This window comes from Ginsengibacter hankyongi, from assembly GCF_008710285.1.
Classification (GTDB): Bacteria; Bacteroidota; Bacteroidia; order Chitinophagales; family Chitinophagaceae; genus Ginsengibacter; species Ginsengibacter hankyongi.
On sequence record NZ_VYQF01000001.1, the window covers coordinates 369,288 to 387,942 of the forward strand.

Annotated in this window: 23 protein-coding genes; 4 read left to right on the forward strand and 19 right to left on the reverse strand. The window is 36.8% G+C overall.

What is annotated here, in order from left to right; all coding sequences use genetic code 11:
* Position 1: 1 nt before the first annotated feature.
* Positions 2-2,500 (forward strand): ligase-associated DNA damage response DEXH box helicase, encoded by a 2,499-nt coding sequence (locus FW778_RS01595; protein WP_150412820.1) that lies wholly within the window; start codon positions 2-4, stop codon positions 2,498-2,500.
* A gap of 113 nt (positions 2,501-2,613) precedes the next feature.
* Complete coding sequence (gene pdeM, locus FW778_RS01600; protein ID WP_150412821.1) at positions 2,614-3,276, forward strand: ligase-associated DNA damage response endonuclease PdeM; 663 nt, start codon at positions 2,614-2,616, stop codon at positions 3,274-3,276.
* 3 nt (positions 3,277-3,279) lie between these two features.
* On the opposite strand, the gene FW778_RS01605 is transcribed toward pdeM, so the two are convergent.
* Both FW778_RS01605 and FW778_RS01610 read right to left on the reverse strand, forming a co-directional pair.
* Positions 3,280-4,491, reverse strand: coding sequence for a proline dehydrogenase family protein (locus tag FW778_RS01605; RefSeq protein ID WP_150412822.1), 1,212 nt, complete (start codon positions 4,489-4,491; stop codon positions 3,280-3,282).
* Between the two features lie 80 nt (positions 4,492-4,571).
* Positions 4,572-5,372 carry a DUF5995 family protein gene (locus FW778_RS01610; protein WP_150412823.1) on the reverse strand — a complete coding sequence of 267 codons (801 nt, stop codon included), beginning with the start codon at positions 5,370-5,372 and terminating at the stop codon, positions 4,572-4,574.
* Positions 5,373-5,484: 112 nt separating this feature from the next.
* Between FW778_RS01610 and FW778_RS01615 the strand changes: the two genes are divergently transcribed.
* Complete coding sequence (locus FW778_RS01615) at positions 5,485-6,000, forward strand: acyl-CoA thioesterase (RefSeq protein WP_150412824.1); 516 nt, start codon at positions 5,485-5,487, stop codon at positions 5,998-6,000.
* A 13-nt stretch (positions 6,001-6,013) separates the two neighbouring features.
* On the opposite strand, the gene FW778_RS01620 is transcribed toward FW778_RS01615, so the two are convergent.
* Positions 6,014-6,784 carry a lysophospholipid acyltransferase family protein gene (locus FW778_RS01620; protein WP_150412825.1) on the reverse strand — a complete coding sequence of 257 codons (771 nt, stop codon included), beginning with the start codon at positions 6,782-6,784 and terminating at the stop codon, positions 6,014-6,016.
* Positions 6,785-7,097: 313 nt separating this feature from the next.
* Here FW778_RS01620 and rpsA point away from each other — a divergent pair, with 313 nt between their 5' ends.
* Positions 7,098-9,203: a 30S ribosomal protein S1 gene (gene rpsA / locus FW778_RS01625; RefSeq protein WP_235906001.1), complete on the forward strand. Its 2,106-nt coding sequence runs from the start codon at positions 7,098-7,100 to the stop codon at positions 9,201-9,203.
* A 302-nt stretch (positions 9,204-9,505) separates the two neighbouring features.
* On the opposite strand, the gene FW778_RS01630 is transcribed toward rpsA, so the two are convergent.
* The 16 genes from FW778_RS01630 to rplP form a co-directional block, all read right to left on the reverse strand.
* Positions 9,506-10,780: a BaiN/RdsA family NAD(P)/FAD-dependent oxidoreductase gene (locus FW778_RS01630; RefSeq protein ID WP_150412826.1), complete on the reverse strand. Its 1,275-nt coding sequence runs from the start codon at positions 10,778-10,780 to the stop codon at positions 9,506-9,508.
* Positions 10,781-10,883: 103 nt separating this feature from the next.
* The gene (gene map, locus FW778_RS01635) at positions 10,884-11,687 is read right to left on the reverse strand and encodes a type I methionyl aminopeptidase (RefSeq protein WP_150412827.1); all 804 of its coding nucleotides are present in this window, start codon (positions 11,685-11,687) and stop codon (positions 10,884-10,886) included.
* Between the two features lie 61 nt (positions 11,688-11,748).
* Complete coding sequence (secY, locus tag FW778_RS01640; RefSeq protein WP_150412828.1) at positions 11,749-13,095, reverse strand: preprotein translocase subunit SecY; 1,347 nt, start codon at positions 13,093-13,095, stop codon at positions 11,749-11,751.
* 56 nt (positions 13,096-13,151) lie between these two features.
* Entirely contained in the window at positions 13,152-13,601 is a 450-nt protein-coding gene (rplO, locus tag FW778_RS01645; protein WP_150412829.1) for a 50S ribosomal protein L15, read from the reverse strand.
* Positions 13,602-13,680: 79 nt separating this feature from the next.
* On the reverse strand, positions 13,681-13,863 hold the full coding sequence (gene rpmD, locus FW778_RS01650) for a 50S ribosomal protein L30 (RefSeq protein WP_150412831.1): 183 nt from the start codon (positions 13,861-13,863) through the stop codon (positions 13,681-13,683).
* 33 nt (positions 13,864-13,896) lie between these two features.
* Positions 13,897-14,412 (reverse strand): 30S ribosomal protein S5, encoded by a 516-nt coding sequence (gene rpsE / locus FW778_RS01655; protein WP_202552024.1) that lies wholly within the window; start codon positions 14,410-14,412, stop codon positions 13,897-13,899.
* Positions 14,413-14,436: 24 nt separating this feature from the next.
* Positions 14,437-14,790 carry a 50S ribosomal protein L18 gene (gene rplR / locus FW778_RS01660; protein WP_150412836.1) on the reverse strand — a complete coding sequence of 118 codons (354 nt, stop codon included), beginning with the start codon at positions 14,788-14,790 and terminating at the stop codon, positions 14,437-14,439.
* Between the two features lie 50 nt (positions 14,791-14,840).
* Positions 14,841-15,395, reverse strand: a complete 555-nt coding sequence (rplF, locus tag FW778_RS01665; protein ID WP_150412839.1) for a 50S ribosomal protein L6 — start codon at positions 15,393-15,395, stop codon at positions 14,841-14,843.
* A 75-nt stretch (positions 15,396-15,470) separates the two neighbouring features.
* Positions 15,471-15,869 carry a 30S ribosomal protein S8 gene (gene rpsH / locus FW778_RS01670; protein ID WP_150412842.1) on the reverse strand — a complete coding sequence of 133 codons (399 nt, stop codon included), beginning with the start codon at positions 15,867-15,869 and terminating at the stop codon, positions 15,471-15,473.
* A 64-nt stretch (positions 15,870-15,933) separates the two neighbouring features.
* On the reverse strand, positions 15,934-16,203 hold the full coding sequence (rpsN, locus tag FW778_RS01675; RefSeq protein WP_150412845.1) for a 30S ribosomal protein S14: 270 nt from the start codon (positions 16,201-16,203) through the stop codon (positions 15,934-15,936).
* A 40-nt stretch (positions 16,204-16,243) separates the two neighbouring features.
* Entirely contained in the window at positions 16,244-16,810 is a 567-nt protein-coding gene (gene rplE / locus FW778_RS01680) for a 50S ribosomal protein L5 (protein ID WP_150412847.1), read from the reverse strand.
* A complete protein-coding gene (gene rplX, locus FW778_RS01685; RefSeq protein WP_150412850.1) occupies positions 16,810-17,151 on the reverse strand; it encodes a 50S ribosomal protein L24 in 342 nt (113 codons plus the stop codon). The genes rplE and rplX overlap by 1 nt, the downstream gene beginning before the upstream one ends.
* Before the next feature lie 81 nt (positions 17,152-17,232).
* The gene (gene rplN / locus FW778_RS01690) at positions 17,233-17,601 is read right to left on the reverse strand and encodes a 50S ribosomal protein L14 (RefSeq protein WP_150412854.1); all 369 of its coding nucleotides are present in this window, start codon (positions 17,599-17,601) and stop codon (positions 17,233-17,235) included.
* Positions 17,602-17,691: 90 nt separating this feature from the next.
* Entirely contained in the window at positions 17,692-17,949 is a 258-nt protein-coding gene (gene rpsQ / locus FW778_RS01695; protein ID WP_150412857.1) for a 30S ribosomal protein S17, read from the reverse strand.
* A gap of 11 nt (positions 17,950-17,960) precedes the next feature.
* On the reverse strand, positions 17,961-18,176 hold the full coding sequence (rpmC, locus tag FW778_RS01700) for a 50S ribosomal protein L29 (protein ID WP_150412859.1): 216 nt from the start codon (positions 18,174-18,176) through the stop codon (positions 17,961-17,963).
* A gap of 39 nt (positions 18,177-18,215) precedes the next feature.
* Positions 18,216-18,635: a 50S ribosomal protein L16 gene (rplP, locus tag FW778_RS01705; RefSeq protein ID WP_150412861.1), complete on the reverse strand. Its 420-nt coding sequence runs from the start codon at positions 18,633-18,635 to the stop codon at positions 18,216-18,218.
* Positions 18,636-18,655 lie beyond the last annotated feature (20 nt).

An 18,655-nucleotide genomic window follows, 5' to 3' on the forward strand; every position in this document is an offset into this window, starting at 1 on the left:
AGTGAAATTAAAAGCTACAAAAGGTTATGATGTTGTCCATGCGTGGCTAAAGGAAAAAAGCCTGTCGCCTTTTCAATTTCAACAGGAAACATGGCAACATATCATCGACAAAAAATCGGGTCTTGTAAATGCGCCAACCGGTTGCGGTAAAACCTTTTCAGTTTTTCTCGGATCTGTTATTGATTTTATAAATGAACATCCAAAAAATTATAAAACAAAATCAAAAAATAACTTGCAACTTTTATGGGTAACACCGCTGCGTGCATTGGCTACTGATATCGGAAGGGCTATGGAAGAAGTTATTGATGAATTAGGAATGAACTGGAAAGTTGGTATTAGAAATGGAGATACCAGCATCAGCGACAGGCAAAAACAAAAAAGGCAGGTGCCTGAAGTGCTTATTATAACTCCTGAAAGCCTTCATCTTTTATTGGCGCACAAAAATTATACGGATGTTTTTAAATCTCTTAAAATAGTAGCAGTTGATGAATGGCATGAATTACTTGGATCAAAAAGAGGTGTGCAGGTTGAGCTGGCAATTTCAAGATTGGCTGGTCTGAATCCAAAATTTTGCCTTTGGGGAATATCAGCAACAATAGGAAATCTGCAACAGGCAAAAGAAGTATTACTTTCTCCAATTGCAAATTTATATCAACAATCACCTGATAAATTTGGAGAAACCGTAACCGCACAGATTGATAAGAATATACAAATCGAATCAGTGTTTCCTGATGAGATTGAAAAGTTTCCATGGGCCGGTCATTTAGGAATTAAACTGGTTGATAAAGTAATTCCTATAATAATGAACAGCAGAACGACGCTCATTTTCATAAACACACGTGGCATGAGTGAAATGTGGTACCAGGCGTTGCTTACTGCTTGTCCTGAACTTGCCGGAGTAATTGCATTGCATCATGGAAGTATTGAACAGGATTTAAGAAGCTGGGTCGAAGAAAATTTGCATACAGGAAAATTGAAAACAGTGGTATGCACGGCAAGCCTTGACCTCGGAGTAGATTTTCGCCCAGTCGAGACCGTTATACAAGTTGGTTCGCCAAAAGGTGTTGCAAGGTTTTTGCAACGGGCAGGAAGAAGTGGGCACAGACCCGGTGAAATAAGTAAGATTTATTTTCTCCCAACGCACTCCCTGGAACTGATGGAAGCTGCTGCATTAAAAGAAGCTACAGAAATTAAATTGATAGAAAGCCGGGAGCCACGGCTTTTATGTTTTGATGTGTTAATTCAATACTTGAGCACACTCGCTATTTCTGATGGATTTTATCCGAAAGATATTTTTGAAGAGATTAAAACAACGTATTGTTATCGTGATATAAATGACGAAGAATGGCAAAAAATCCTGCAATTCACAACGGCCGGTGGAGTGGCATTGCAGCAATATGATGATTACAAAAAAATAGAAATAATTGATGGCTTGTATAAAATAAACAACAGGCGCATTGCCATGCGTCACCGGATGCACATTGGCACTATCGTTAGTGACCCTATGATGAAAGTAAAATTTATCAGTGGAGGATTCGTCGGTGTTATAGAAGAATGGTTTATTGCAAGGCTGCAGCCAGGAGATATATTTACATTAGCAGGCAGAACGCTTGAATTTGTGATGATAAAAGAAATGACTGCTTTGGTTAGGAAATCAAATGCAAAAAAATCTATTATCCCAAGCTGGCAGGGAGGAAGGATGCCATTATCAGCAAACCTTGGGTTTATGCTGAGAAAGAAATTTGATGAGGCCGGCTTGCTTCTGCATAAAAAAAATAAAAAAGGAATTGACAGAGAAATAACAGAGCTGCAACCTTTATTTGAACTGCAGGAATATCTTTCTCATATTCCAAAACAAAATGAGTTATTAATTGAACATATTGAAACCCAGGATGGTTTTCATCTTTTTGTTTTCCCTTTTGAAGGAAGACTCGTGCACGAAGCCATGGCTGCCGTTTTAGCATACAGGATTAGCCGCATTACTCCGATCACTTTTTCACTGGCAATGAATGATTATGGCTTTGAACTATTAAGCGATCAGCCTATACCGTTAGATGATACCAATTCGTACGGATTATTTTCTCCCCAAAATCTTTTTGCAGATATTCAGCGCAGCTTAAACAGTGTTGAAATGGCTAAAAGGAAATTCAGGGATATTGCTGTGATAGGGGGATTAATTTTTACAGGTTTCCCTGGTGAGCAGAAAAAAGCAAGACATCTTCAATCATCAGCTTCTCTTTTATTTAATGTGTTCGCAGAGTATGAGCCAGGAAATCTATTACTCCGGCAATCTTATAACGAAGTAATGGAGCAACAAATGGAAGAAGAACGTTTAAGAAAGATGCTTGAAAGAATTCAAAAAAGTAAGATCATTATTACCTTTCCTAACAGGCTAACTCCTTTTTGCTTTCCAATTAAAGTTGATAGCATGCGTGAGAATCTTACATCGGAAAAATTAGAAGACAGGGTAAAGAGAATGCAAATGCAATTGGAGAAATGATTTTAATAATAACAGATTAAATGAACGAATTATAATATTGAATTGAATTGTATTAATTCATGTAATTCGTATCTCAAAATTCGTGTAATAAAAAATTATCTTTGCTTTAAAAATTGTTTTCTCCACAAAAATTTATTCTTCATAAAGAAACACTTTGGCTTTCGCCTGCCCGCTGCGTTTATTGGGAAGACGAAAAAGCATTAATACTTTCCGATCTTCATTTTGGAAAGACAGGACATTTTAGAAAAGAAGGAATTGGAGTGCCTCAAAATATTTTTAAAGAAGACCTGCAAAGATTATTTACACAGATTCAATTTTTTAAACCTTCCGTTTTACTCATTGCGGGAGATATGTTTCACAGTAAGGCTAATAAAGAAATTGATCTTTTTTTAAAATGGAGAAATGATTTGCATGCAATAGATTTTCATTTAATAAAAGGTAACCATGATGTGCTCCCTGATAAATTTTATGAAGAAGCTGGTATAAAAGTTTCAAAAAAGAAATTATCGGTTAAGAACTTTTGCTTTACACACGATATAAATGAAGAATGTGAAAATGATGATGAAATAACTTTTACTTTTTCGGGGCATATACATCCGGGCATTAAAGTTAATGGAGTTGGCAAGCAATCATTCATGCTTCCCTGTTTTTATTTTAGTGATACGTATGCGGTGCTCCCGGCGTTTAGTTATTTTACCGGTTTATATAAAATAAAACCTGGCAAAAAAGACAATGTATTTGCGTTGGTTGAAAATAAGGTTATAAAAATGCAGTGATATTTATTCTGATGACCGGCGCAATAATTCTTGCTTTATTAATAAGAGCTCGCGCCCGGTTTGCCCGCTTACAGAAGCATTCTCCTGCGCTCTTCTCATGAGATATGGAATTACATCTTTTATGGGCCCGAATGGCAAATATTTGCTCACATAACAACCGGCTTTTGCGAGGTTAAATGAAATATTATCACTCATGCCATACAACTGCGAAAAATGAACACGATCATAATGTAAAGGCAGGCCAAATTTTTCCATTAATTGAGTGGCATATAAATTACTGTATTCGTTATGCGAACCAACTATTATGTAAACACCATTCGAAGGATTAACACAAAATTCAATTGCGGCATTATAGTCAGCGTCTGTCGCCTGTTTCGTTTCATTTATTGGGGAAGGATAATTTAATAAGGCAGCACGCTCACGTTCTTTATCCATGTAAGCACCACGCACCAATTTCATTCCCAACTTAAAATTATTTTCTTTCGCAAAGTGGCAGCTATCTTTTACAAATTGCAAACGATCTTTTCTGTAAAGCTGGGCAGTATTATAAACAACGGTTTTTTCAATGTTATATTTCTGCATCATTTGTATGGTTAATGCATCCACGGGATCCTGTATCCATGTTTCTTCCGCATCAACCAGCACCCCAATGTTTTTATTTTTTGCAGTTGAGCAAATTATATCTAGCCTGTTCACAATTCTATTCCACTCTTCTTTTTCATTTTCATTTAATGAATCCAACGGAACTATGCCCCGGATAATATCATTATAATTTGAAGCTTCATGTAATTTTTGAAGTAAACCAAAGCGGGCGTAACCAGTGAGTTTCACACTCATAAACGGAATATTGCTTTGAGTGGAAGCATATTGAATTGATTGAATGAATATATCTCTTGCCTTGTCAAAATTTTCTTCACCTTCTTTTCCTTCAACTCCATAATCGAGGATTACCTGCACATTAAATTTTCCTAATTTATTAGCAACGACAGATGTTTCCTGCAAAGATTCTCCGCCAACAAACTGGCTAAAAATTGTCTGCCTTATCAAACCCTTAACTGGCAAACCCACTTTAAGCGCCCATGGCGTAAGTTTTAAACCAATATTTACTAACCAGGCTTTTCCCATGGAAGCAAAAAGGAATTTTGCTTTTTTCAATTCTTTATCGGTTTTATACTCAAAAGCTATTTTGGTATTGTCGAAAGATATGTTTGCCATAATTGAAGGCCGAAATTCCAAAATCAAAAACTAATAACCAAATAAATAAGTTGGCAAAAAAAGGCGCTGTTATTTTGGAGCTAATTCCCCAGCAACTTTATTACAGCGGCTATATTCTTCTTTTCGAATAGCCTTATAAGTTTTACAATAAATTTTAGTAGAAAACCATGAGGATTAGCAATGCTGCTTCCTAATTGCTGAATGCTTTCATCTCTTGTGCTGATGCAATTTTCATAATCATTAGCTTTCTTCAAACTTAATTCTTTTGCAAACATCCATGCGCCATCTCTTGCAGTGTTTATACTAAATTGAACAAGCATTTCATCATATTTATAAATATTTAAATTAAGCAACAGCATCAGGGGATTTATTTTAGTAAGACATGCTTCTATATTATCTATCATTGAAGCCAAAATAGAATTGATGGTGTCAAAATCTTTATGAATATCGTCTATAGAAAAGCCATCCATAACAAGCGCCGTAGCAATACCTAAATCCAGGTTAATATGTGCATTCATTCCTAACAACAAATGCTGAAGCACCAACGGTTTATTCTGAGCAACTGAATCAAAGGCTATCTTCCAGGACTGAGTTGTGGGCTTACCTGCAATCCATGCATAAAATGCGGCCAGGTAACGGTTGGCAAATGTAACGTCCAATCGTTCCATTCTTATGCCATCCTCAAAATCTTTATTAGTAATACAGTCTTTTACTTTACAGGTAACCTTATGATATAGCACGGCAAAGTAACCAGCGCAGTTATTATTGATTTCGCAATAGGTAATGATTTTCTCAAGTTGATTAATTACTTCATCAATCGTTGTGGGCAATTGCAATTGCAGCAAATCATTTTTTGTAATTATTTCGGGCGAAGCATTCATGCAGATCGCTTTTTGTATTTCCTAAATATAAAACAAAAGAAGATTTATAGTTGAAAACATTCAAGACTATCATCTTCAACATCCAATCTTATCTTTACAAAAAAAAATTAAGATGAATTCAAAAAAGGCTTCTGAAAGTTTAGTAGTAATGACAGAGATTGTATTACCAAATGACACGAATACATTTGGAAATCTTATGGGTGGAAGACTGATGTATTGGATGGATATAGCCGCTGCCATTTCCGGAACAAAACATTGCAACGCTCCTGTAGTAACGGCTTCCGTTGATAATATTTCTTTCACCAACCCAATCAGGCTTGGTAATGTAGTGCACATCGAAGCAAAAGTAACAAGAGCATTTAACACCAGTATGGAAGTTCATTTAAACGTATGGGGAGAAGATATCATCCAGCAATACCGTTATAAAAGCAATGAGGCGTATTATACTTTTGTAGCCCTCGATCCCAACAGCAAGCCCAGGATTGTACCGCATTTGGAACCTGAAACTGAAGATGAGATTTCACTTTTTGAAAGTGCATTACGGCGCAGGCAATTAAGATTAATTCTTGGAGGGAAAATGAAACCGGTGGATGCAGTAGAGCTCAAAGCGCTATTTACGCAAAGTTAGTCAGATAGAAATTTTACTTATCCAATACCGTTATTAAATGATGCTTGCTTTTCATCATAAATTTTTTGCTCTGTTCAATAGCATCCATCACTTTTTCAAGAATAGTGTCTATAGTATCTTCATTGGTAAATTGCAGAGGCTCTTTAAAACGAACATTAAGAAGGACACCCCTTTTTTTCAATTTTAATCCTTTTTTATTGAAAGCACGCCAAAATCCATTTATTACAACCGGTACTACAATTGGCTTATAATTTTTAATAATAAACGCTGTTCCTTTTCTGCCGGGAGCAAAAGGTGTTGTAGTTCCCTGGGGAAAAGTTATTACCCAGTTATTTTCAAGGGCCCTTCCAATTTTTCGGGTATCACCGGGGTCAAGCCCACGTCTTACTTCTTTACCTTCTGCTCTCCATGTACGCTTTACCGTTATGGCGCCGGCCCACTTAAAAATCCGGCTTATAAAGCTGCTTTTCATTGTTTCTGCGGCCGCAACATAATATACACGGGTAAATGGATTTAATAAATAAAAAGGAATACCCAGCCTGTTTTCCTTTCTCCATTTAACTGCACAAAAAATATGAAGGAACATAATTACATCCGCAAAATAGGTTTGATGGTTGCTTACAAACAACACATTTTTTTTGGGGAGATTTTTGAAATGTTCTGTGCCGGATATGTTGATACTATTTATAATGGCAAACCCCGGATAAGTAATGATCCCAACGAAGAAATATACCACCGATTTAACCAAGCGGGTTTGTTTCAAACTATCAAGCCATCTTTTCATCGATATTTTTTTATGAAAAATAAAACACAATTTAGGAAAAAACACCACCAAATGATAATACCGCTAAATTCATTTCAGATCAAATGAAAAGTGCCATGTTTTCAACCTGATTTTTTAAAGAATACCGGGATGAAAAATTTGATTATAATTTAAGTAAAGTGCCGCCAAATCATTGTATTTTATTAACTTTGCAGTCCCAAAATAAAAAAATCTTGGGTAACAAAATACAAGTAACGAATTTTTAACCAAATGCTGATGAACAGGATCCTGAAACCGGGATGCAGCAACAAAAAAATCACCTGTATAAAATAATATGGAAGAACAAATAAAAAATGATCCAAGTCCAGTTGTAAATGCCGGAACTGATGCGGAAATTAAACAGGCAATTGAAGAAATGCCTCAAGGAGGAATTGAAGGGGTTGCTTTCCCGGATTTCCCTGATGTTGAGTCTGCTCAAGCCGCTAATGAACAGCAGCCCACAGAAGTTGAAATTCAGAAAGAAGCACTTTCCACCCCACATGATGATTTTGACTGGAGCGTTGATAAGAGAAATGTAACCTCTTATAACAATGAAGAAAGAAAAAAATACGATGAGGTTTACGACAAAACCTTCAAGCAGATCAATGATAACGAAATGATTCATGGTACTGTTGTGGGAATGACCAAAACAGACGTTGTTATTAATATTGGTTTTAAAAGTGACGGCCTTATTTCATTGAATGAATTCCGCGACATGCCGAATCTTAAAGTGGGAGATGAAGTGGAAGTAATGGTTGCAGAAAAAGAAGACAGGGACGGAAATCTTCACTTAAGCCGCAAACAGGCCCGTACTACCAGGGCGTGGGAAAGAATTGTTGAGATGCATAAAACAGGCGAAATTGTTACCGGGCTTGTTACCAGTAAAACTAAAGGCGGACTTATTGTTGATGTTTTTGGTATGGAAACATTTTTACCAGGTTCACAAATTGATGTGAAACCCGTAACTGATTACGATCAGTTTGTAGGTAAAACAATGGAGTTTAAAGTGGTAAAAATTAATGAAGCAATAAAGAATGCTGTTGTGTCTCACAAAGCGCTTATTGAAAGTGATATTGAACAACAACGTGCTGAAATTATTGGCAAACTTGAGAAAGGCCAGGTGCTGGAAGGCGTTATTAAAAACATTACAGATTTCGGCGCATTCCTTGATCTTGGCGGCTTAGATGGTCTGTTATACATTACCGATATCAGCTGGGGACGTATTAATCATCCAAGTGAAGTATTAAAACTTGATCAAAAGTTAAACGTTGTAGTACTTGATTTTGATGATGACAAAAAACGCATCAGCCTTGGATTAAAACAATTAACTCCTCATCCATGGGATACATTACCAGATACCATTAAAGAAGGCGAAATTGTTAAAGGCAAAGTGGTAAATATTGAAGATTATGGAGCGTTCCTTGAAATATTCCCCGGTGTTGAAGGCCTTGTTCACGTAAGTGAAATTACATGGGCTAACACACCTATTAATGCAAAAGAATTCTTTAAGCTTGGTGATGAATATGAAGCGAAGGTTGTAACCTTAAGTAAGGAAGATCGCAAAATGAGCTTATCTATTAAGCAAATGACTGAAGACCCATGGAATACAATTGAAACGCAATATCCTGAAGGCAGCAAGCATAAAGGATTAGTGAAGAACATTACGCCTTATGGGGTATTTGTTGAGCTTTCTCCCGGCATCGGAGGAATGATACACATCAGTGACCTTAGCTGGTTAAAACGTTTTAATAACCCCAACGAATACACGAAAGTTGGTAACGAAATCGATGTTATTATAATGAGTATTGATAAAGAGAACCGCAAACTCCAGTTGGGTCATAAACAAATTGAAGAAGATCCATGGAATTCGCTTGAAGAAACTTTCCCTGTTGGCAGCATCCACGAAGGAACTGTTACGAGGAAAGATGATAAAGGAGCAACGGTTCAACTTCCATATGGCCTCGAAGGATTTGCTCCAGCCCGCCATTTGAGAAAAGAAGATGAAACATTTATCGGCATAGATGATATCGCCAAATTTATGGTGATTGAATTTGACCGCAACGATAAAAAAATAATTCTTAGCCATAGCCGCATTTGGGAACAAGCGAAAGCCGATGAAAAAAATGCTGAGATAAAGGAAAAAAGAGCTGAGGTTGAAACAACTAAAAAAGCAGTTAAGAGCATTCAAAGTAAAGTTGAAAAAACTACCCTGGGAGATCTCGGAGTTTTAGCAGATTTGAAGAAGAAGATGGATGATGAAGGGGAAGCTGCTGCTGAAAAACAAAAAGCTGCTGCTCAGAAAGAAGAAGCTAAAAAGAAGAAAGCTACTGCTGAAAAGAAAACTGAAGATGTAGAAAAAGAAGCAGGCGATACTGAAAAGGAAGCTGAAGAAAATAAGTAAGTATTTTTTCATTTTTGTTCAATCCCGCTACTCACGTAGCGGGATTTTTTTTGCCCATAATATTCAGGCAATTTATATATGATATATTATGACATATTAAATATCAAAATAAACACGCAGTGCAGTGCTATCAAAAGGTGCCGGCTGTTTTACAAAAGCACATTACTGGTACAATTTATGTGCGCTTATTTAAAGAAGTCTTTCACTAATTCTATAAGATCTGCATGCCACTAGACAAATCAAAATTAATTACTTATGTATTGATTGGCATTATCTTCTTATGCAGTATAATACTGCTGATATTAATTATCATTTAGAAACATAGTCTCTTCTTTTACTATCCTGCTTATTTCTTTTGCAGCTAAAAAGCCGCTCGTCCACGCATGTTGAAAATTAAAACCCCCGGTTATACCATCAACATCTAAAATTTCACCCGCAAAAAATAGCCCGGGAACAATTTTACTTGCCATAGTATTTGCATTCACCTCATTTAAAGTAATACCACCTGCTGTAACAAATTCTTCTTTAAAAGTGGTTTTACCATTCACTGTAAATTGTTGTGAGCACAATTGCTTTACCAATAAATTTTGTTGTTTTGAGGGAAGATCAGCCCATCTTAATTCCGGCTTTATTCCGCATAGATTTAAATGATATTCCCACAATCTTTGTGGAAGGTTAAAAGGATTTTTATTTATTATTTTTTTTGAAGCCATTTCTAATCTTATAGATTTGAATTTCTCCAAGAGAGAATTTTCATTATAACTACTTACCCAGTTAATTGCAATGGAGAAATGATATTGCAAGGCAGCAAGTTGTTTGGCAGCAAAAGCAGAAAGTTTTAAAATAGCCGGCCCGCTAAATCCCCAATGTGTAATTAATACAGGGCCTGTTTGCGCTAGTTTGGTTCCATTGATTTTAACATGGGCATTTTCTACAGAAATGCCCATAAGCTCAGTAATCGGATTTTTTGAAACATTAAATGTAAACAAAGATGGATAGGGTTTTTCAAAGGTATGTCCAAGATGTGCTATCCATTTATATTGATCTTCTTTTTGATAACCGCCACACGCTATACAAATAAAATTGGATCGTAGAATAAAATCATCTTTAAAAAATAATTGGAATGAATTTATATGATCGCCAGAAGGATTTTTTTCAATTTTTACAACTTCACGATTCATTAAAATTTGAACGTTGTATTTATTAGCTTCATTCAATAAACAATTAATAATTGTTTCTGAGGAATTGCTTTCAGGAAACATTCTTCCATCGTCTTCGGTCTTCAATTTCACATTTCGCTTTTGAAACCACTCAATTGTGTCAGTTGTAAAAAAATGATGAAAGGCCTGTTTTAAAAATTTTTCTCCGCGGGGATATTTCTTAATCATTTCTGCAATGCTAAAACAGCCGTGCGTAACATTACACCTTCCGCCGCCGCTTACTTTTACTTTGCTTAAAAGTCTATTTGTCTTTTCTACAATGATTACTTCAAGATTATTATTTTGAGATGCCGCATTTACAGCACAGAAAAAACCAGCAGCGCCGCCACCAATAACAATGAGTCTTTTCTTCTGCATTATTTATTTATTGAAAGCAAAGTAAAAGAATGCAATCTTTAAAGAGAAAATAAATTATATGTAAATAAATGAAGGGCTAAAATATGTTGTTGGCGATCCTCTTCTAATAATAATCAGAGCACAAATTTGGATTGGCCTTTTCGGCAATTTCAATTGCTTCAAAAGAAGAGAGTATATCGGCTTTATCTTTTTTTACGCAAACTGTATGTTCATAATGTGCTGATGGTTTTCCATCTTTTGTACGCACGGTCCATCCGTCTTTGTCATTATAAACATATCGCTTACCAAGATTGATCATTGGTTCAATTGCAATTACCAGGCCTTCCTGGAGTTTAGTACCACTGCCACGCTTACCATAGTTGGGAACCTGCGGATCTTCATGAAGGTCTTTGCCAAGACCATGACCAACCAATTCACGCACTACTCCATAACCGTTCTTCCGCTCTGTGTATTCCTGTATCGCAAATGAAATATCTCCCACACGATTTCCTGCAATTGCCTTTTCAATTCCTTTATATAAAGATTCTTTAGTAATACGCATGAGCTTCTTTGTTTCATCCTTTACGTTTACTAACGCGAACGTATATGCGCTATCTCCATGAAATCCATTTTTAAACGCTCCTACATCAACTGATATAACGTCATCTTCTTTAAGTTCATTACCGGTAGGAAATCCGTGTACTACCGCATCGTTGACTGACATACAACAGGCATACGGAAAACCATGATAATTTTTAAAGGATGGAATTGCTCCGTGATCACGAATAAATTCTTCCGCAAGGTTATTTAGATACAAAGTAGAAACGCCGGGCTTAATATGCTTTGCGATCTCAGCAATAGAGCTATTTACAAGCAAGCAGCTTTGCCTGATCAGTTCAACCTCTTCCTTTGTTTTGTAGATAATCATAATATTAAAAAAAACCCTGACATTAAAGGCCAGGGATATAAATTAAATCAGTAAAAAATTATTACATATTTCCAGTTACCCCGGGTGCAACAGACTGCCTTCCCTGGATGCGACCCGAACTCATCAAACCATCATATTGCCGCATCAATAACTGCGTTTCAATTTGTTGGAGCGTATCTAAAACAACCGCAACCATAATTAGCAGGGAGGTGCCTCCATAAAATGTAGCAAATCCCTGGGTAACCCCAAGTAGTTGTGCTATGCCAGGCAATATACCTACCACTGCCAGTAATATTGCTCCCGGCAAAGTAATCCTGTCCATTATAGTTCCTATGTAATCTGTGGTAGGCTGCCCGGGCTTTACGCCAGGTATAAATCCATTACTACGTTTAAGATCATCGGATACCTGCCTTGGATTAAAAATTAATGCTGTGTATAAAAAGGTAAACCCTATAACCATAATTGAATACACAATCATGTATACAAGGTTAGTAGGCTGAGTAAAATAAAGCGCCCAGCTTTTACCTGTCGTTTGAAAACCTAGAAAGATGGTTGGTAAAAACATAATTGCCTGTGCAAAGATGATGGGCATAACACCTGCAGCATTCACTTTCAATGGAAGAAATTGTCTCGCTCCACCAAACTGCCTGTTACCTACTATTTGCTTTGCATAATTCACCGGCACTTTCCTTACGCCCTGAACCAATACGATCAATCCAAGAATAACGGCTATAAATGCAGCTATCTCTACAAGAAAAATTAGTAAGCCACCACCACCACGCGTTTGCTTTGCGGTGAATTCCTGCATAAAATTTTGTGGAAGCCTGGCCAAAATTCCAACCATGATAATTATGGAAGTACCGTTACCCAAACCTTTATCGGTAATTTTTTCACCAAGCCACATAACAAACAAAGTACCCGTTGTAAGCAGCACAACCGTTGACACCCAGAAGTAAGGTTGAAAAGCCGGCAGCAAAGCTCCCTGGTTTGAACTTTTCAAAAATCCTATATATGCCGCCGCCTGGAATGCAGTTACAATAACGGTAAGATACCGGGTCCATTGATTTATTTTCTTCTGGCCGCTTTCTCCTTCCTTTTGAATCTTTGAAATCTGGGGAACTAAAATTGTCATCAACTGCATAAAAATGGATGCAGAGATGTAAGGCATAATTCCCAAGGCAAAAATAGATGCCTTAGCAAAAGCACCACCTACAAAAGCATCTAAAAGCCCAAGCATACCGCCCTTGGAACTATTAGCGAGATTAGTTAATTGATTTGGGTCAAGACCAGGAAGTACTATATAAGACCCAACCCTATAAATTAGGAGAAGCAATAAAGTAAAGAGAATTTTATTTCTCAATTCTTCGATTGTCCAGATGTTTTTTATTGTAGCGATAAATTTCTTCACAGAATTATCAAGATTTAATTATTTGCAATCCATTTCAGACAGCAAATATCAATTATTTATTTTACTATTTCAACAGTTCCCCCGGCAGATTCAATTGCACCCTTTGCTTTTTCACTGATAGCATTTACTTTGAAAGGAATATTTGCTTTTAATACACCGTTTCCAAGAATCTTTACTCTATCAGTTTGGCTGATAAGATTATTGATATACAAATTTTCAAGATTGAATTCCTTGAGACCATGCTTTTCAATTAGCTGATCAATTTGGCCAAGATTAAAAACTTTGTATTCAATACGATTGATATTCTTAAATCCACGCTTGGGAAGTCTGCGCTGAATAGGCATCTGGCCACCCTCGTGAGCCATTTTAATTTTGTAACCGGCACGGCTTTGTCCGCCTTTGTTACCTTTTGTAGAAGTTCCGCCTTTACCGGAAGCTTCACCACGGCCTATTCTTTTTTCTTTGTGAGTAGCGCCTTTTGCAGGCCTTAAATTATTTAATTGCATTGTACTTTATTTTGAACTTAACGCTCCGTGTACCCGGAGCTCGCTTTATAATTTTTTGTAGAACTATTTTATAAAAAAACTAGGAGAGTTCTTCAACAGTAACTAGGTGATTTACTTTTTTTACCATGCCTAAAATCTGTGGAGTAGCCTCAACTTCTTTTGAAGCATTCATCTTATTTAATCCAAGCGCTTTAAGCGTAAGCTTTTGCCGTTCCGAACGATCGATCCCACTTTTTACCTGCTTTATTTTTATCTTTTTCATTATAATTAATTTATTAAATGGTTATAAAAATTATTAACCATTAAATACCTTCTTTAAAGATATATTTCTTGTTTTTGCCACACTTATTGGTTCTCTCAAACTGGCCAACGCCTTAACGGTAGCCTTCACCACGTTATGAGGATTAGCAGAACCCAACGACTTAGCAAGCACGTCTGTAATTCCTGCACTTTCCAACACAGCACGCATACTGCCTCCGGCAATTACGCCAGTTCCATGAGCAGCTGGTTTTATTAAAACTTTTGCTGCACCTTCTTTACTCCATTGCTCGTGGGGAATAGTGCCATGCATTATAGGAACTTTTATAAGATTCTTTTTTGCATCATCAATTCCTTTAAGAATTGCTTCCTGAACCTCTTTTGCTTTACCTAAGCCTTGTCCCACTACACCATTTTCGTTTCCAACTACCACTAAAGCTGAAAAGCTGAATGCCCGTCCACCTTTGGTTGTTTTAACAACGCGGTTAATGGATACTACTTTTTCTTTTAGTTCAAGATCACCACCTTTTACTCTTTGCGTATTTGCTTTCAATATTGATAATTTTTAGAGCTTAATTTAAAATTGAAGACCGCCTTCTCTGGCACCTTCCGCTACTGCTTTAATGCGTCCATGATAAATATAACCACTACGGTCAAATACTACATCTTTAATTCCCAGTTCTTCTGATTTTTTTGCTATGGCCGAACCTACCAATTTGCTCTTCTCCACTTTGTTTACTTTTTGAGCAGCAATGTCAGCCTGTTTAGAAGACGCTGCAGCAAGGGTAACTCCATTAGCATCATCAATCAATTGTACATATATATCACGGTTACTCCTAAAAACACTAAGCCGCGGCTTTTGTGCACTTCCGCTAATCTTTTTGCGAATGCGGTATCTTATTTTTTGCCTTGCACTAACTTTTGAGTTCATTGTTATTCTATTTGCTCCCCGATACTGCCGGAGATATGTTATTTATTTTCTTATTTACCAGCAGATTTACCAGCTTTCCTACGCAACACTTCACCTTCAAACTTCACACCTTTTCCTTTGTAAGGTTCAGGTTTACGTAAGCTGCGGATTTTTGCAGCAACCTGGCCAAGCAATTGCTTATCTATGCTTTCAAGGGTAATAATCGGGTTCTTTCCTTTTTCCTGGGATGTACCCACTTTTAATTCTTTAGGGATTTCAAAAACTATATTATGAGAATATCCTAAAGAAAGATCAAGCAGGTTTCCCTGGTTAGCAGCTTTGTAACCCACCCCTACCAATTCCAGTTTTTTTACATAACCTTCAGTTACACCTTGTACCATGTTGTTTACAAGTGAACGATATAAACCATGTAAAGCTTTGTGCCTGATCTGGTCAGTCGGACGCACAAATTCTACTTTATCATCCTTAACCTCAACTTTGATATCACGGTCAATTGCTTGTTTTAATTCACCTTTAGGTCCTTTAACGGTTATCACATTATCAGAACCTACACTAACATTAACCCCCTTTGTGATAACTACAGGGTTTTTTCCAATTCTTGACATAGCCGGTTTTTTATTTTGTTATTACTCTGGCAGAGTTCAGCCACGACTAAGGCTTAATTATCTTACCAAAAAAAATTAATAAATATTACACAATACTTCTCCACCTACATTCTGAGCCTTTGCTTCTTTATCAGTCATTACACCTTTGGAGGTAGAAACAATAGCGATTCCTAATCCATTCTTTACCCTTTTAAATTCATCAGGCTTGGAATAAGTACGTAAACCCGGGCGACTAACTCTTTCCAGGCTTTGAATTGCAGGAAGTTTAGTTGAGGGATCGTATTTCAAAGCTATTTTAATAAGACCTTGCTTTGAATCATCTTCAAATTTATATTTAAGGATATATCCTTTATCGTATAAGATTTCAGTGATGCGCTTTTTTAAATTACTTGCAGGAATTTCAACAAGCCTGTGATTTGCCATTTGGGCATTGCGTATTCTTGTTAAATAATCTGCTATAGGATCAGTAACCATTGTGTATTTTACTTTTTTATTTATTTACAATGCGATATCCATTGATACCATTTGATATTAGTTTTTACCAGCTTGCCTTTTTTACGCCGGGAATTTTTCCCTGCAAAGCCATATCACGAAAAATATTTCTTGAAACTCCAAAGTGCCTTAAGTATCCGCGTGGCCGGCCTGTAAGCTGGCAACGGTTTTTTAAACGAACAGGAGATGCATTTTTTGGAAGAAGATCAAGACCCCGATAATCTCCCGCTACTTTCAAAGCTTTTCTTTTTTCAGCATATTGCGCTACCATCTTCTCACGTTTCTTCTGTCTTGCTTTTACTGACTCTTTAGCCATAACTTTTTATTTTGTTTGTCACCCTGAGTTTATCGAAGGGTTATTTTTTAATATTTTTAAAAGGCATCCCCAACTCTTTCAGTAATTCAAATGCTTCTTCGTTTGTGTTTGCTGTTGTTACAAATGTGATATCTAACCCGGTAATCTTGTTTACTTTGTCAATATCAATTTCAGGGAAAATAATTTGTTCAGTTACTCCCAGGGTATAGTTTCCACGGCCGTCGAAAGACTTATCGTTGATACCTTTAAAATCACGCACCCTCGGAAGAGAAACAGATACTAAACGATCAACAAACTCATACATATTTACCCCGCGCAAAGTTACCTTGGCACCAATGGGCATATTCTTACGCAACTTAAAGTTGGATATATCTTTTTTAGACATGGTTGCTACCGCCTTCTGGCCGGTAATAGTTGTTAACTCTTCAATAGAAACGTCAACTAATTTCTTATCCGCAACGGCCCCGTTAACACCACGGTTGATGCAAACTTTTGTAAGCCTTGGTGCCTGCATGATCGATTTGTATGCAAACTTTTTCATTAAGGCAGGTATAACTTCTTTCTTATACTTTTCTGCCAGTCTCGGAGTATATTTTTCGGTGCTCATTATTTAATTACCTCCCCTGATTTTTTTGCTGTTCTTACTAATTTTCCATCCTCAGTTCTTGTTCTGCTCACTTTTGAATGTCCATGAGACTTAGCATCCCAAAGCATTACATTTGAAATGGCTACCGGCGCCTCCACTTTCATGATGCCACCCTTGGTATTTTGTGCAGAAGGCTTTGTATGTTTTGTTACAAAATTTACTCCTTCTACGAGTACACGGTTTTTCTCAGTAATTACCTGCAGCACCTTGCGCGGCTTTTTAAGGTCCTTATCATCACCGGTTATCACTACCACTGAATCGCCCTTTTTTATACTGAACTTTGGTTTAAATCTTGTCTTCATTTTTGACAAATGTTTTGTCTTGTTTATTTCTTATTTATTTCTTATTAAAAACCCCATTTTTTTGGGGGTGCAAAGATACAATTATAATACTTCGGGGGCAAGTGAAATTATCTTCATATAGCCCTTATCTCTTAGTTCACGGGCAACCGGCCCAAAAATCCTTGTTCCCCTTGGTTCATCAGCTGCATTCAAAAGCACCACTGCATTATCATCGAACCTGATATAAGAACCATCTTTACGGCGAAGTTTATTTTTAGTACGAACTATTACCGCCTTGCTTACCGTTCCTTTTTTAATACCACCTGCAGGTAACGCATCTTTTACTGTCACTACTATTTTATCGCCCACATGAGCGTAATCCTGGCCCGAATTTCCAAGAACACGTATGCACAATACTTCTTTTGCCCCGCTGTTATCTGCTACATTTAGCCTGCTTTCTTGCTGAATCATTTTAATAATCTTTGAGCTCTCAACACTATAGCTTTGAGCAATTAAACCATTTTATTTCAAAAACATTTTCAACCAGCCTTTGCTGATTAATTATTTCACTTTTTCAATAACTTCTACCAATCTCCAGCGCTTTAATTTGCTCATGGGTCTTGTTTCCATAATTTTTACAACATCCCCAATGCTGCACTCATTTTTTTCGTCGTGTGCGTGAAAGCCGGTAGTCTTTTTAATGAACTTACCATATAAAGGATGCTTTACTTTTCTTTCAACCTTTACAGTAATGGTTTTATCCATTTTATTGCTGGAAACCACACCTGTTCTTGTTTTTCTTAAATTTCTATCGGGCATTATTGTATTTTTTATGATTTAGAGCCAGATTGTTTTGCTCTTAATTCAGTTTTTAAACGGGCCAGGTCTTTCCTGACACCACGAATACTCATTGGGTTTTCCAACGGGGAAACAGCATGAGCAAATTTTAATTTTTTTATACGCAGTTCATCTTCTTCGATCCTTGACTTAAGGTCCGTTTCACTCATCTCTTTTAAACTGTTTTTAAAATCGTTCTTATTAGACATTTTGTTTTATTTAAAATTAGCAAACCAGTTTACTACTAATTATGCCTGGTAATCTCTTCTTATAACAAATTTTGTTGCGATAGGTAATTTTTGAGCCGCTAATTCGAAGGCTTCTTTTGCAACCTGCTCAGATACTCCATCGGCTTCAAAAATAATTCTGCCCGGCTGCACAACAGCGGCAAAATATTCAGGGTTTCCTTTACCCTTACCCATCCTCACTTCGGCCGGCTTTTTCGTAATGGCCTTATCAGGGAATATTCTTATCCAAACATTTCCTTCACGTTTCATGTGGCGGGTTAATGCCTGCCTTGCCGATTCAATTTGCCTGTTAGTTAACCAAACTTCTTCAAGAGCTTTTAAGCCAAACGTTCCAAATGCTATAGAAGCACCACGCTTGGTATCACCTTTCATACGGCCTTTCTGCATCTTTCTGTGCTTCGTTCTTTTTGGCTGTAACATAAATTAATTGTTGAATTATT